General features: G+C 70.4%; 13 protein-coding genes. 5 read left to right on the forward strand and 8 right to left on the reverse strand.

The window, feature by feature from the left end; all coding sequences use genetic code 11:
* Window positions 1-44 precede the first annotated feature (44 nt).
* From mnmE to AC3AOF_RS28265, 5 genes are all read right to left on the reverse strand, one after another.
* Window positions 45-1,358 carry a tRNA uridine-5-carboxymethylaminomethyl(34) synthesis GTPase MnmE gene (gene mnmE, locus AC3AOF_RS28245; protein WP_488347137.1) on the reverse strand — a complete coding sequence of 438 codons (1,314 nt, stop codon included), beginning with the start codon at window positions 1,356-1,358 and terminating at the stop codon, window positions 45-47.
* A gap of 434 nt (window positions 1,359-1,792) precedes the next feature.
* On the reverse strand, window positions 1,793-3,106 hold the full coding sequence (gene rho, locus AC3AOF_RS28250; protein ID WP_093568657.1) for a transcription termination factor Rho: 1,314 nt from the start codon (window positions 3,104-3,106) through the stop codon (window positions 1,793-1,795).
* A 521-nt stretch (window positions 3,107-3,627) separates the two neighbouring features.
* The gene (locus AC3AOF_RS28255) at window positions 3,628-4,224 is read right to left on the reverse strand and encodes a Smr/MutS family protein (RefSeq protein WP_236987738.1); all 597 of its coding nucleotides are present in this window, start codon (window positions 4,222-4,224) and stop codon (window positions 3,628-3,630) included.
* Window positions 4,221-5,441, reverse strand: a complete 1,221-nt coding sequence (gene mltA / locus AC3AOF_RS28260; RefSeq protein WP_488347138.1) for a murein transglycosylase A — start codon at window positions 5,439-5,441, stop codon at window positions 4,221-4,223. Before mltA ends, AC3AOF_RS28255 begins: the two co-directional genes overlap by 4 nt.
* A 141-nt stretch (window positions 5,442-5,582) precedes the next feature.
* Window positions 5,583-6,302, reverse strand: coding sequence for a Tim44/TimA family putative adaptor protein (locus AC3AOF_RS28265; RefSeq protein WP_236992629.1), 720 nt, complete (start codon window positions 6,300-6,302; stop codon window positions 5,583-5,585).
* Between the two features lie 478 nt (window positions 6,303-6,780).
* On the opposite strand from AC3AOF_RS28265, the gene secB reads away from it, so the two are divergent.
* The 3 genes from secB to AC3AOF_RS28280 all read left to right on the forward strand — a co-directional run bounded on the left by secB (window position 6,781) and on the right by AC3AOF_RS28280 (window position 8,687).
* Window positions 6,781-7,278: a protein-export chaperone SecB gene (gene secB, locus AC3AOF_RS28270; protein ID WP_236987736.1), complete on the forward strand. Its 498-nt coding sequence runs from the start codon at window positions 6,781-6,783 to the stop codon at window positions 7,276-7,278.
* 560 nt (window positions 7,279-7,838) lie between these two features.
* Window positions 7,839-8,252, forward strand: a complete 414-nt coding sequence (locus tag AC3AOF_RS28275) for an EVE domain-containing protein (protein ID WP_488347139.1) — start codon at window positions 7,839-7,841, stop codon at window positions 8,250-8,252.
* 24 nt (window positions 8,253-8,276) lie between these two features.
* The gene (locus AC3AOF_RS28280; RefSeq protein ID WP_236987734.1) at window positions 8,277-8,687 is read left to right on the forward strand and encodes a hypothetical protein; all 411 of its coding nucleotides are present in this window, start codon (window positions 8,277-8,279) and stop codon (window positions 8,685-8,687) included.
* A 20-nt stretch (window positions 8,688-8,707) separates the two neighbouring features.
* On the opposite strand, the gene AC3AOF_RS28285 is transcribed toward AC3AOF_RS28280, so the two are convergent.
* Window positions 8,708-9,082: a PRC-barrel domain-containing protein gene (locus tag AC3AOF_RS28285; RefSeq protein WP_236992628.1), complete on the reverse strand. Its 375-nt coding sequence runs from the start codon at window positions 9,080-9,082 to the stop codon at window positions 8,708-8,710.
* A gap of 209 nt (window positions 9,083-9,291) precedes the next feature.
* Between AC3AOF_RS28285 and mepA the strand changes: the two genes are divergently transcribed.
* Window positions 9,292-10,227: a penicillin-insensitive murein endopeptidase gene (gene mepA, locus AC3AOF_RS28290; RefSeq protein WP_236987732.1), complete on the forward strand. Its 936-nt coding sequence runs from the start codon at window positions 9,292-9,294 to the stop codon at window positions 10,225-10,227.
* A 38-nt stretch (window positions 10,228-10,265) separates the two neighbouring features.
* On the opposite strand, the gene msrA is transcribed toward mepA, so the two are convergent.
* Both msrA and AC3AOF_RS28300 read right to left on the reverse strand, forming a co-directional pair.
* The gene (gene msrA, locus AC3AOF_RS28295) at window positions 10,266-10,925 is read right to left on the reverse strand and encodes a peptide-methionine (S)-S-oxide reductase MsrA (protein WP_488347140.1); all 660 of its coding nucleotides are present in this window, start codon (window positions 10,923-10,925) and stop codon (window positions 10,266-10,268) included.
* A 168-nt stretch (window positions 10,926-11,093) separates the two neighbouring features.
* On the reverse strand, window positions 11,094-11,363 hold the full coding sequence (locus AC3AOF_RS28300; protein ID WP_236987730.1) for a hypothetical protein: 270 nt from the start codon (window positions 11,361-11,363) through the stop codon (window positions 11,094-11,096).
* Window positions 11,364-11,907: 544 nt separating this feature from the next.
* Between AC3AOF_RS28300 and AC3AOF_RS28305 the strand changes: the two genes are divergently transcribed.
* Complete coding sequence (locus AC3AOF_RS28305; protein WP_488347141.1) at window positions 11,908-12,972, forward strand: PAS domain-containing protein; 1,065 nt, start codon at window positions 11,908-11,910, stop codon at window positions 12,970-12,972.
* The last annotated feature ends 118 nt before the right edge of the window (window positions 12,973-13,090 follow it).

Raw genomic sequence — 13,090 nt, forward strand, 5'->3', positions numbered from 1 at the left:
TCGGGCCGTCCCGCGTTTCACGTGAAAACACGACCCCGGGCGGCTCACTTGCCGATGCAGAAGCTGGAAAACAACCGATCGAGCATCTCCTCGACACCGATGCGCCCGGCCACCTCGCCGAGACCGCGGATGGCGAGGCGCAGATCCTCCGCCACCAGTTCGGCCGGGAGTTCGGCTCCATGAGTCACGACGCGATCGAGGTGGTGAAGACACCGTTCGAGGGCGAGTCGCTGCCGCTCGCGCGTCACCAGAGCGTCGCCGCTGCCGAGAGACGTCTCGGCAGTGCGCTCGATCTCGGCGAGGAGCCGGTCGAGCCCGGTGCCGGTCCGGGCCGAGATCGCAATCGCGCCGTCGGGCGACGAGGCGGATAGATCGTCCTTGGTGGCGACGACGAGCGTGGGCACGGAAAGGGGAGGGGGAGCATCACCGCCCGGCTCGCGCAGCCAGAGTACCAGATCGGCCTGATCGATGCGGCGACGGCTGCGCGCCACGCCCTCCACCTCGATCGCGTCGGTACCCTCGCGCAACCCAGCCGTATCGACCAGCAGCACCGGTAGTCCGCCGAGATCGCATCGCACCTCGATCGCGTCCCGCGTGGTGCCGGGGATATCCGAGACGATCGCGACGTCGCGGCGGGCGAGCGCGTTGAGAAGCGTCGATTTGCCGGCATTGGGTGCACCGGCGAGCACAACGGTGAACCCGTCTCGCAGGCGTTCGCCCCGGCGGCCATCGGCGAGGGCGGCCCGGATTGCGTCGCGTATCTCGAACGCGACAGCACGCCCGGCCTCCGTCAGAGCCTCGTCATCGACGTCGCCCTCGTCGGAGAAGTCGAGGGCAGCCTCCGTGCCGGCGAGCACGCCGAGAAGGGCGTCCCGCCACGCCTCGACGGCTCGACCGAGGGCACCGTCGAGTTGACGCACCGCTTGGCGCCGTTGCGCCTCGGTCTCGGCATCGATCAGGTCGGCCAGCCCCTCGACGCCGGTCAGGTCCATGCGGCCGTTAAGGAAGGCCCGGCGGGTAAAAGCGCCGGGCTCCGCCGGGACGAGACCCGGGATGGTGCCGAGGCTGCGCAGCACCGCCGCTCGCACAGCAGGCCCGCCATGGACGTGCAGTTCCGCCATGTCCTCGCCCGTGGCGGTGCCGGGTCCGGGCAGCCAGGCGACCAAGGCGTGATCGAGGAGGTCTCCGGAAGCCGGCTCGCGCAGGACGCGCAGCGACAGGCGGCGCGCCGGCGGAAGGGGCACCCCGATCAGCGCCGAGAGGGCAGGGCCGGCCTGCGGGCCGCTGATCCGCACGACCGCGACGGCGGTGCGGCCATGGCCGGTGGCGGGAGCGAAGATGGTGTCGAGGGGAAGCATGGAGGAGTCACGGAAGGGCCGAGGCCGGGTTACGGCACCGGGATGGCGTCGCGGACCGTGGCTAGCACGATCCGGCGATCGTGCCGATTCGGCGAATGCCGCGGAACACGCGCCTCCGATCATGTCGAACAGGGCAGGACCTCCAAGGAATTCCCTCCCGTTCGGAGCGCCTTCCCGAGTGCTGCCGGTGGATGCAGCATCGAGGAACGGCTCCAGAGGTCTCGGAGCTGCCTGGCGCCCTCCTTCGAAGCCGCTTCGCGGTAGCTCAAGATGAGGTCGCGGGGAGAAAAAGAGGTCCGGGGCGCCGCGGACCAATGGCCCTCTCGGAGACCGTGGGGCCGCGCAGACGCCGCGAGCCATCTCTCAAACAGCAACGGCGCCCCTTTCGGGGCGCCGCGCGACAACGTCCGGGAGATCGCGACCGGCGGGTCGGGTCAGGTGTTCATCGAGTCGAAGAAGTCGCCGTTGCTCTTGGTCTGGCGCAGCTTGTCGAGCAGGAACTCGATCGCGTCGGTGACGCCCATCGGGTTGAGGATGCGGCGGAGCACATAGGTCTTCTTGAGCGAGTCCGGCGGGACCAGCAGTTCTTCCTTGCGGGTGCCGGAGCGGGTGATGTCGATCGCCGGGAAGATGCGCTTGTCGGAGACCTTGCGATCCAGGATGATCTCGGAGTTGCCGGTGCCCTTGAACTCCTCGAAGATCACCTCGTCCATCCGCGATCCGGTGTCGATCAGCGCGGTGGCGATGATGGTCAGCGAGCCGCCCTCCTCGATGTTGCGGGCGGCACCGAAGAAGCGCTTGGGCCGCTGCAGGGCGTTGGCGTCGACGCCGCCGGTCAGCACCTTGCCGGAGGACGGCACCACGGTATTGTAGGCGCGGCCGAGCCGGGTGATCGAGTCGAGCAGGATGACGACGTCGCGGCCGTGCTCGACCAGACGCTTGGCCTTCTCGATCACCATCTCGGCGACCTGGACGTGGCGGGTCGCCGGCTCGTCGAAGGTCGAGGCGATCACCTCACCCTTCACCGAGCGCTGCATGTCGGTGACCTCTTCCGGCCGCTCGTCGATGAGCAGGACGATGAGGTAGCATTCCGGGTGGTTCAGGGTGATCGACTGGGCGATGTTCTGCATCAGCACCGTCTTGCCGGTCCGCGGCGGCGCCACGATCAGGGCGCGCTGGCCCTTGCCGATCGGCGCGACGATGTCGATGATCCGGGGCGAGAAGTCCTTGCGGGTCGGCTCCGACAGTTCGAGCTTGAAGCGCTGCGTGGGGAACAGCGGCGTCAGGTTGTCGAAATGGACCTTGTGCTTGATCTTGTCCGGGTTCTCGAAATTGATGGTGTTGACCTTCAGCAGCGCGAAGTAGCGCTCACCGTCCTTCGGGCCGCGGATCGGCCCCTCGACGGTGTCGCCGGTGCGCAGGCCGAAGCGGCGGATCTGCGTCGGCGAGATGTAGATGTCGTCGGGACCCGGCAGGTAGTTCGAGTCGGAGGAGCGCAGGAAGCCGAAGCCGTCCTGCAGCACCTCGACGGTGCCGGCGCCGATGATCTCGACGTCCTTGGCAGCGAGCTGCTTCAGGATCGCGAACATCAGCTCCTGCTTGCGCATGGTCGAGGCGTTCTCGACCTCGACCTCCTCGGCGAAGGTGAGGAGTTCGGTCGGCGTCTTCGACTTGAGATCCTGCAGCTTCACCTCACGCATGGCGGGGGCGGCCGGGGTCTCGATCGGGGCGAGAGTGTCTTCGATCATGGGATATCGGGGTGCGGGGGCGAAGCTGGGGGGCGTCATGTCGGGACAAGTCCGGCTGCCGCAGGATGCGGCATCGAGCGGAAGCAACGGGGTGACCGAAAAAGGGGCACCGGTCGCGAAGTCGTCGCCTGATTGTCCCGGAGGTCGCGCGGGAGAGCCGGAGGGCCCTGGATGCGACGTGACGTGACGATGGAGGAGGGAACGACTTTATGTAACGGGTCCTCGTCGTCGACTCAAGTCCCCCGTGGGGAAAAGTGGGGAAAGGCGCGGAGCGGCAGCCCCGCAGGAGACGAAGGACCCGGCGCGGATGCTCCGGCTGTGCCCTCAACAGGGCGAACTATCGGCGCAGTCGTCGCGTCGCCGCATTAACATTTGGCGGATCTAACCTCGACGCCACCACGCCGATCATCTGCCCGTCCGGCGAGCTCAAGCTTCTCCATGGTGCAAGCGACGTATTCCGCCAATACGGCGCAGTATCCCCATGAGCGGGGTGACCGGCGATGCGGTCGGAGCCACACGGATCAGCGACGACGCAGGCGGATATAGAGGGCACCACCGCCGCCGTGATGGTGGGCGGCCTCCTCGAACCCGACCACCAGGGTGCGCAACTCGGGCAGGCGCAGCCAATGCGGCACGCTGCGGCGCAGCACGCCGCGCTCGGAATACGGATCGCCCCCTCCCTTGCCCGTGACGACCAGGACCACGGCGTGGCCGGAGGCTCGGGAGCGGTGCAGGAAGCCGATCAGGGCCGCATGGGCCTCGGCCTGGCGCATCCCGTGCAGGTCGATCGACGCATCGACGCTGCGTGAACCGCGGCGCAGGGCGGTGCGCACCCGCCGTTCGAGCGGTGCCAAAGGCGGCAGGGCCGGCGCGGGAGGAGGCGGAGCCGGAGGGCTCGGGGTCTTCTTGGGGGCACCGCGCGGGGCCGGGCGGGCCGGCCGCACCAGGGCGGCCGGCGGCGCAGGCGCGAGCGGCGGCTCCGGCGGCGGGGGAGGGGAGGGGACGGACGGCAAAGCCCGGCCGCGCAGGGGCGTGACCAGGCGGGCGATCTCGCCCCAGAGCCGGCTCTCTTCCGAGGAGAGACGGCGCAGCCGGCGGGGACGGCGCGGCTCGGTCACGGCGCGCCTCCCGCGGGATTCTGCTTCGGCAGCAGCACCACGAAGCGCGCGGGATCGCGCAGCAGGCCGGCGACCGCACCGGCCCGGGCCCCGGTGCCGAGATAGAGATCGCCGCGAGCCGGGCCCAGAATCGCCGAGCCGGTATCCTGCGCCACCACGAGGCGACGCAACGGCGCGGTGCCGCCCTCCGGGTCCGGCAGCGACCCGTCGAGCCAGAACGGCAGCCCGTAGCGCCACAGGGTGGCGTCGACCGCGAGGCTGCGTCCGGCGGTCAGCGGCACCCCGGCCCCGCCGCGCGGGCCGGCGCCCTCCGGGACCCCGTCGTCGATGCGGAAGAAGATGTAGGAGGCATTGCGGCGGATCAGGTCACGGGCGAGGCCTGGGTTGTCGCGCAGCCAGCCGGTCCAGCGGGCGAGCGTCAGGCCTTCGAGCGGCAGGTGGCCGCCGGTGACGATGAGGCGGGCGACCGAAGTGTAGGGCCGGCCGTTGCGGCCGTCATAGGCCAGGCGCACCGAACGGCCGTCGGGCAGGCGCACCCGGCCGGAGCCCTGGACCTGCAGCACCAGGAGGTCGACGGCGTCGCGCAGCCAGAGCAGCGGCCGGGCGCCGGGCCCGAGCGCCCCGTCCTCGATCGCCGCCCGGTCCGGATAGGGCCGGAAGGCGTCGCCGTCGCGGCGCGCGGCGCGCAAGGTGGGGTCGAGGCCGGGCCGGGTCTCGCCGGGCTCGAGCGAGACCAGGTCGTCGGGGCGTGCGAGCGCCGGCACGATGAAGTCCGGGGTCTGCACCGGCGAGCCGGCAAGCTCGGGCTCGAAATAGCCGGTGAGGAAGCCGGCCTCGCGCTCCGCCGCGGCGTCGCGGTTCGGCCGCAGGACGCGATAGGCGGAGAAGAACTGCTGGAAGAAGTCCTTCGCGCCCTCGGGCGGCACGCCGGCGGCGGCGGCGCAAGGGCGTGCGAGATCCTGGCCCGGCGCACCCGGCGCCGCCTCGGCGAGGACCGGGCCGGCTTGGGCCGCGCAGGTCGCCCGGAAGGTCGCGAGGGCGGCCGCGAGGTCGTCGCCGGAAAAGCCCGGCAGGGCGCTGAAGGGGACGGGATCGAGCAGGGCCTCGCCGACCCGCAAGGGGGCGGATTTCGCACCATCGGCGCCGCCGATGAGGAGAGCGGCGAGGAAGAGGACGGCGGGACGAGCGGCGAATCGGGGGAAGAGGGCCGGCGGCATGGGCTTGTCGGGCTCCGGCCCCGGAATGCTGTGCTCGAGAACGTGTCGCTAGGGCACGAGGTGGCTCTGGCGACGCGCCATTGTCGTCGAGGGCCGGCGGCCGATCAAGCCGCCGGACGGTCGCGTCCGACTACCCGGCCCTCACTGTCCGGCTTCGGTGGCGACGAGCTGCCAGTTCGGATCGCGGCTGCCCAGCGTGCGGGCGAAGGTCCAGACGTCGGTCACGTCGACGACCTTCTCGGGGCTGCCGTCGACGACCTGGCCTTGCGGGCCGCGGGTGGCGGTGATCAGCTTCGAGAGGTAGCGCACGGTGACCTGAGCCACGCGGTTGCGCACGTCGACCCCGACGATCTCGGCCCGGTCGATCGACACGAAGGTGGTCTCGACGGTCTGGCCGGCGCGCTCGCGGCCCTGGATCGCCCGCTCGAACCCGTCCGCGACCTCGCGCGAGAGCAGGGTCTTGAGGGTCTTGCGGTCGCCCTTGGCGAAGGCCGTCACGATGGTCTCGTAGGCGGTCTTGGCGCCGTCGGTGAAGGCGCGGGGATCGAAGTTCGGCTCCTGCTGGAGGATCAGGTCGAGGCCGCGGGCGGCGGGCGAGTTCGGCTCGACCACGCCCTTCCAGTTGCGCGGCACCGCGGTCGCCACCGGCGCGGCGCCGCCGCGCTCCGGGCCGGCACCGGGCAGCCGCACGACGTTATCGCCGTCGCGGGGGGCGGCCGGCGGCTCCTCGCGCCGGGCCAGCGGGTTGAAGGGCGGCCGTTCGCTCCCGGTCTTCTGGCCGAGGACCGAGCGCAGCTTCCAGATCACGAAGACCGCAAGCCCGAGGAAGATGAGGGTCGTAAGGTCGAGGGAGTCCTGCATCATCGATCCGTTCATCGATCCGTTCTTGACGGCTTCCTTGGCGGCTTCACGCCGAGCATCCCTGACCGCCTCGGCACAGCTTGCGACATCGCCGGCTTTGGCACCGGGACCGGGGCAAGGCAAGCGTCCGGCCGGCGCCGCGTCGCAGGCCATTCGACGGATATGGGGCCGGGGCCTCGCGGTATCCAGGCGCCCGCGCGCGAGGAGGCGGCGTTCGTGCCGCAGAGGTCGTCGCCCGGAGGAGGTCGTCGCCCTGGATGTCGCCGCCGCCGAGGCCCCTGCTGCGTCGTCCTGGACGGAAGGCCGGCCGTCGGCACGAGGAGGCGGAGAGCCATGACGCGGGAAGGATGATCGGCGCCTCTGCTTGTTCACGCGTTACGGGCATGATAGCCGCAACGCCGCCGTCGCGCGCGCCGTTTTTCGCGCCAGCGCGCGCCGGCCCGTCGTTTACGTCCAGCCCTCGAAGGAACCCTCCGCCATGGCCGATTCCCCGGTCCCGAACGGTAACGGCGGCGCCGCGGCGCAGCCCGACGATGTCACGCCGACCCTCAACGCCCTGGCGCAATACGCCAAGGACCTGTCCTTCGAGAACCCGAACGCGCCGCGCTCGCTGCAGCCGCAGCAGCAGGGCCCGCAGATCAACATCCAGGTCAACGTCAACGCCCGGCAGCTCGCCGAGGAGGATTTCGAGGTCGACCTGCGCCTCGAGGGCGATGCCAAGATCGGCGCCGAGGTGCTGTTCGCCTTCGAGCTGACCTATTCGGGCATCTTCCGCCTGCGCAACATCCCGCAGGACCAGATGCACCCGGCGGTCATGATCGAGTGCCCGCGGCTGCTGTTCCCGTTCGCCCGCCAGATCATCGCCGACGCGGTCCGCAACGGCGGCTTCCCGCCGCTCTACATCGACCCGATCGATTTCGTCGGCCTCTACCGCCAGAAGGCCGCCGAGGCCCAGATGCAGGGCGGCAACGCGTAACGCCGGCACGCGCGCGGGCCGTCTCCCCGGCCCGCGCGTCGTCGGAAAAGTGTTTCACGGGAAACGCGGCCGTTTCCCCTTGCTCCGCCGAGGCCGGCACGAAGCGGCCTTGCGTTGGCGGACCGGCGCTTCGCCCGCCGAGATCCTTGTGTTGTCGCCGATTGTTATCGCAAAGCCGGCGGCCACTTTCGCGAAATCTGCTCAAGGCACGCCATCCGCGGCCCGGCCATGGCGAGGTCGAGAACAGCCGCAAGGCCCGCCGGGTCCTCCGCACCCGGGCATCGGGCGCTCACGCCCTTTGCTGCCGGCCCCACGATCCTCATCGTCGCGCGGGTGCTCTCGTTTCGAGCGAACCCTGGGTCAGGTGACCGCAGGACGGTCCAGTCCGTCCCCCCTGGACTCCCCCCCCGGATCGGGCGATGGGGGCGCGATCGTGTGATCGGCGTCCGGAAGATTCCTTCCGGACGCCGTATCACCAGCCCGCGCGGCGCCTGAGCGAAGCCGGTTTCCGCATCGCGACGCGATCAATCCGGAAACCGTATGAGAGGGACGAGAACGGGATGGCGTACTGGCTCTACAAATCCGAGCCCTCGGTCTGGTCGTGGGACGACCAGGTCGCGGCCGGGGAGGCGGGGACGTACTGGAACGGGGTGCGCAACCACGTCGCCCGCAAGAACCTCGAAGCGATGCGGCTCGGCGAGCAGGGCTTCTTCTATCACTCGAACGAGGGCAAGGCGGTGGTCGGCATCGTGGAGGTGATCCGCATCTATTATCCCGACCATACCGACGAGAGCGGCCGCTTCGGCATGGTCGACCTGAAGGCGGTCCAGGCCCTGCCCAGACCCGTCACCCTGGAGGCGATCAAGGCCGAGCCGGCTCTGCGCGAGATGGTTCTCGTCAACAATTCGCGCCTGTCGGTGCAGCCGGTCAGCGAGGCGGAATGGGCGCTGGTGCGCCGGATGGGCGGCCTCTGATGGGGTATCGATGAGGGGCGGCGCGTGAGGCGCGCGTTCATCGGGACCCTGGCCGAGACCGTGGCCGGAGCCTGCCCCGTCCTCGTGCTGCTGGTCTTCGTGCTTCTCGTGAGCCCGGCCTCCATGGGTCCGGCCGTCGCGCAGAAGCCGAAGGCGCTGCCCAAGCCCGCCATGCCGGCGAAGGTCCTGACCTGCGGATCCTTGGCCAACCTGCGCATCCTGCTGGCGGAGACGGCGGGCGACCCGGCCGCGATCAGGGCCCGGCTTGCGGACCCGAAGGCCGATCACCTCGGCTGCAGCCGGGTCGGCCGCGACCGGATCGAGGGCAATGCCGAGCGGGTGGTGATCGGCGGCACTGCCTACGATTGCCTGGCCGTGAAGGAGACGAGCCTGTGCCGCTGGGCCCTGTCGGGCGTGCCGGCGGAGGCGCCGTGAAGCGTCTTCCGCCGGATGCGTCAGATGCTCCAGTACGGCGTGGCGTTGAAGTAGCGGTGGACGTGCTCCTCCCATTTCCGGTCGTAGGAGGGATCGTTGCCCTCCGGCGAAGCCGGCGGCGCGGCGCGGAGCTGCTCCTCGGTGAGGTCGAGCACGTAGGCGTCCAGCTCCGGCGCGAAGCGCAGGGTCGACCACGGGATGGTGTAGTAGCCTTCGCCGATGCCGAGGAAGCCGCCGAAGCTCATCACGGCGTAGACCACCTGGCCGGTGGTCTTCTCGATCATCAGGCGCTCGATGCGGCCGATGCCGTCGCCGTTGGGACGGCGCACGGTGGTGCCCTCGACGCGGTCGCTGGCGATCAGCTTGCTGGTCTCGCTGGTGGTGGTGCTGCCCATGTCGGAGCGGTCGCCGATGGTCGGCGCGACGGTGGTCATCGGAATGCCTCCGGGTCGGAGTTTCGAAAGTCAGGGCCCCGTATGGATCGCGGTCCTTGCCCTCCGGCAACGCTTCCGCGGCGGAACCTGTTCCGGCGCCGTGCGATGCGGCGAATGGCGGAGCAGCGGGGCCATTCACACCGGGCGATCGGAGCGCTAGCCTCCGATTCATGCTCCTGCGTCCCACGCCGATCCGCCGCGCCGCCCTCCTGACGGCTCTCCTGGCTCTCGCCGCGCCCGCCTTTGCGCAGGATCGCGGCACCCTCACCCCGAAGCCGCTGCCGCCGCTCGCCAACCCGGACGATCCGTCCACGCCGGCGAAGGCCCTGTTCGGCCGCGCCACGACGCCGGCGGCCCTGCCGCCGCAATCGATCGGCGGCTATGCGCGGGGCTGCGTGGCCGGCGCCGAGGCGCTGCCGATCGACGGCGCGACCTGGCAGGTGATGCGCCTGTCGCGCAACCGGAACTGGGGCCATCCCCGGCTCGTCGCCTTCCTGGAGAAGGTCGCCGCGGAGGCGCCGCGCAAGGCGGGCTGGCCGGGGCTGCTCGTCGGCGACATGTCCCAGCCCCGGGGCGGGCCGATGCTGACCGGCCACGCCTCGCACCAGCTCGGCCTCGACGCCGACATCTGGCTGACCCCGATGCCGGACAGGCGCCTGACGCGGGCCGAGCGCGAGGAGATGTCGGCCACCAACGTGGTGCGGCCGGACCGGCGCGACATCGACCCAGAGGTCTGGCTGCCGGAGCACCTGCGGCTGATCAAGATGGTGTCGCGCGAGCCCGAGGTGGCGCGGATCTTCGTCAATCCGGCGATCAAGAAGGCCCTGTGCCGCGAGGCGGGGTCGGACCGGGGCTGGCTCACCAAGGTGCGGCCGATCTACGGCCACAACTACCACTTCCACATCCGGCTCGAATGCCCGGCGGGCGATTCGGCCTGCCACGACCAGGACCCGCCGCCCTCCGGCGACGGCTGCGGCTCGGAGCTCGATTACTGGTTCTCCGACGCGGTGCTGAACCCCAAGCCCCGCCCGCCCGGCAAGCCGCGCCCGCCGATGACCCTGGCGGGGCTGCCGGATGCCTGCCGTACGGTGCTGAAGGCGCGGTAACGACGGGACGGGACCGGCCTCGGCCGGTCCCGGGTCGCTCACTCGGCCGCGACGCCGACCCCGATCGGGCAGGACACGCCGGTGCCGCCCAAGCCGCAATAGCCGCCCGGATTCTTCGCCAGGTATTGCTGGTGATACGCCTCGGCGAAGTAGAACGGGCCGGCGTCGCGGATTTCCGTGGTGATCGGTCCGTAGCCCTGCGCCTTCAGGGCGGCGGCGTAGGTATCGCGGGACGTCTCGGCCTCGGCCCGGCGGGTCTCGTCGGGCAGGTAGATGCCCGAGCGGTACTGCGTGCCGACATCGTTGCCCTGGCGGAAGCCCTGGGTCGGGTCGTGGCTCTCCCAGAAGGTCTTGAGCAGGGCTGCGAGCGGCATCACCGCCGGGTCGTAGGCGACCAGCACGACCTCGTTGTGCCCGGTCAGCCCGGAACAGACTTCCTCGTAGGTCGGGTTCGGCGTGGTGCCGGCGGCATAGCCCACCGCCGTGACGAAGACGCCGTCGCCGAGTTGCCAGAACTTGCGCTCCGCGCCCCAGAAGCAACCGAGGCCGAACACGACCGTCTCGACTCCGTCGGGATAGGGGCCCTTGAGGGGGTGGCCGTTGACGAAGTGCCGCTCCGCCGTCGGCAGGGGCATGGGCCGCCCCGGCAGAATCTGGTCGGGGGCCGGCATCTCGGCGCGCTTGCGGAAGAACAGCATCGGGTCGCTCCGGTGTTCGGAACGGAGCCTCTCGGCTCCGGAGGCGAGGCGCCTCTGATCGCGACTGATGTGGGGTGCCGAGCCTCGTTCCTGAAGAGTACCTTGCCTGAAGAGTACCTTGCCTGAAGAGTACCTTGCCTGAAGAGTACCTGCCTGAGGAGCGCCGCTTCAGCGCAGGACCGGTGCCTGGTCCGGGGCGGATTGGGTCGAGGCCAGTTCGGTCGCTTGGGTCGAGGCGACACGGGCCGGGGCGTCGGGCCCGAAGGCGGTGCTGGGATCGAAGAAGGCGCAGCGGGCGGTGATCAGCCCGGCCGCCAGGGCCCAGAACAGCACGGCGCCGACGATCCGCCGGGTCCGGACCGGCCGGCGACGCGGCGCGGCGCACCCGGCCTGAAGGTCCAGGCGCTCGCCGAACGGATCGAAGATGGCAGGACGCATGGTCGAATCCGGATGACGCACGGCTCCGCGGATCGGAGCCGTCGAGACTGTAGATAGGTCGTGCGCAGGCTTCGCAGCAATAGATGTGGTTTTCTATTTTTCACGACAGAAGAGAAGATGTTTTCTGTCTCAAAGCCCCAAGGGAGAAATTTTATTTTGTTCCCCGTCGCGCCGACGATCCGGTGCAGCGTCGTGACGCATCCGGGCCGTCCGGTTGCCCTCGGGCCGCCCTCCGATCTCCGGCCCGAACACGACGGAGACCGGCCCCGGCGACGCAACCGGCGGCGGCAAGGCATCGTTATCGCACAAGCGTGTCGGATGCCGCACTCGCCCGCGCGAGGTTGAAATGGCGTGATTGTTTGGCGTACAATTGAATGGTGCTACGGTGTATTCGCCTGGCCGCAGCCGAGCGCACTTGCTGAATATTAGGAAGATTTGCCTTGAAGAGTGGACTTCGCACGCCTGTGGCGCGGGCGGGGCTCGGCCTGAGCCGGAGCCTCGCGCCGGGTCGGCGGGGCCGGGACCCGGCACGGGTCGGCCCCCGATGACGCCGCGCGCTCCGGACCCGCACGCGGCCCTTCGGTCGGCGGACCTGTCGTCCCGCGAGTTCATGCGGCTGATCGAGGCGTTCGGCCTCACCGGCGCGTGGCGCTGGGACTTCGTCTCCGGCCGGCAGGTGTGGTCGTCCGGGCTCTACCGCCTGGCCGGGCTGCCGGAGGGCGAGCCGGCGAGCTACGAGCGGCTGCTCGGCCTCGTCCACCCGGCCGATCGCGACGTGCTCGAGGATGCGGCCCAGATCGTCCAGGCCGGCATCCTCGGCAGCCACACGGTCCGGCTGATCCGGCCGGACGGGACGGCGCGCACGGTGGTGAGCCGCGGCGAGGTCTTCTTCAGCCCAGAGGGGCGCCCGCTCGCGGCGACCGGCGTGCTCCTCGACGTGACCGACCGCGAACGCCTGGCCGACCTGCACCGCCTGGAGCAGCAGCGGCGGTCCAGCCTGGCGCAGCAGGCGCAGGTCTTCATCCATACCGAGCCGACCCTGCCGCCGACCGAGTACGGCCCCGACTTCCTGGCCCTCGTGGGCTTGCGCCGCGAGGAGGTGCGGGCGGACTGGCTCGGGCCGATCGTGCCGGAGGAACGGCCGCGCTGGCGCGACGAACTGCCCCGCCTTGCAGCAGGGGGGCGGCCGTTCAGCATCACGCCGACGCTGCGCCGGGCCGATGGCGCGGCCGCACCGTTCCGGATGACGATGGTGCCCTTGCGTGACGATGCCTTGCGCGATGCCCCCGCCGATCCGATCTGCTGGACCGTCGTGGTCACCCCACTGGAGACCGAGGCGGATATGGTGCCGGAACGCCCCTCGCCGCGGGCCGAGCCGGCGATCAAGGGCTGCCACCTGCGGGCGGCCCGCGGCCTCCTCGACTGGACCCTGAACGACCTCGCCCGGGAGAGCGGCGTCTCGCTCTCCACCGTACGGCGCCTGGAGGAGGAATCCGAGGGAGCGGCCTCGCGCTCGCGCCCCCACGTCTTGGCGGCCCTGCGCAAGGCCGGCATCGTCTTCACCCTGGTCGAGGGCGGCACGGTGGCGGTGGCGCGGGCGGAGGGCTAAGCAGACTTGCGTTGGCAGGCCAACGCTTCGTCCGCTTAGATCCTTGTTTTATCGCAGATTTTTTCCGCAAAACCGGGGGCCACTTTTGCGAAATCTGCTTAGCGCGGTTTCCGTCGGA

This window comes from Methylobacterium sp. 142-1Y (assembly GCF_057747795.1).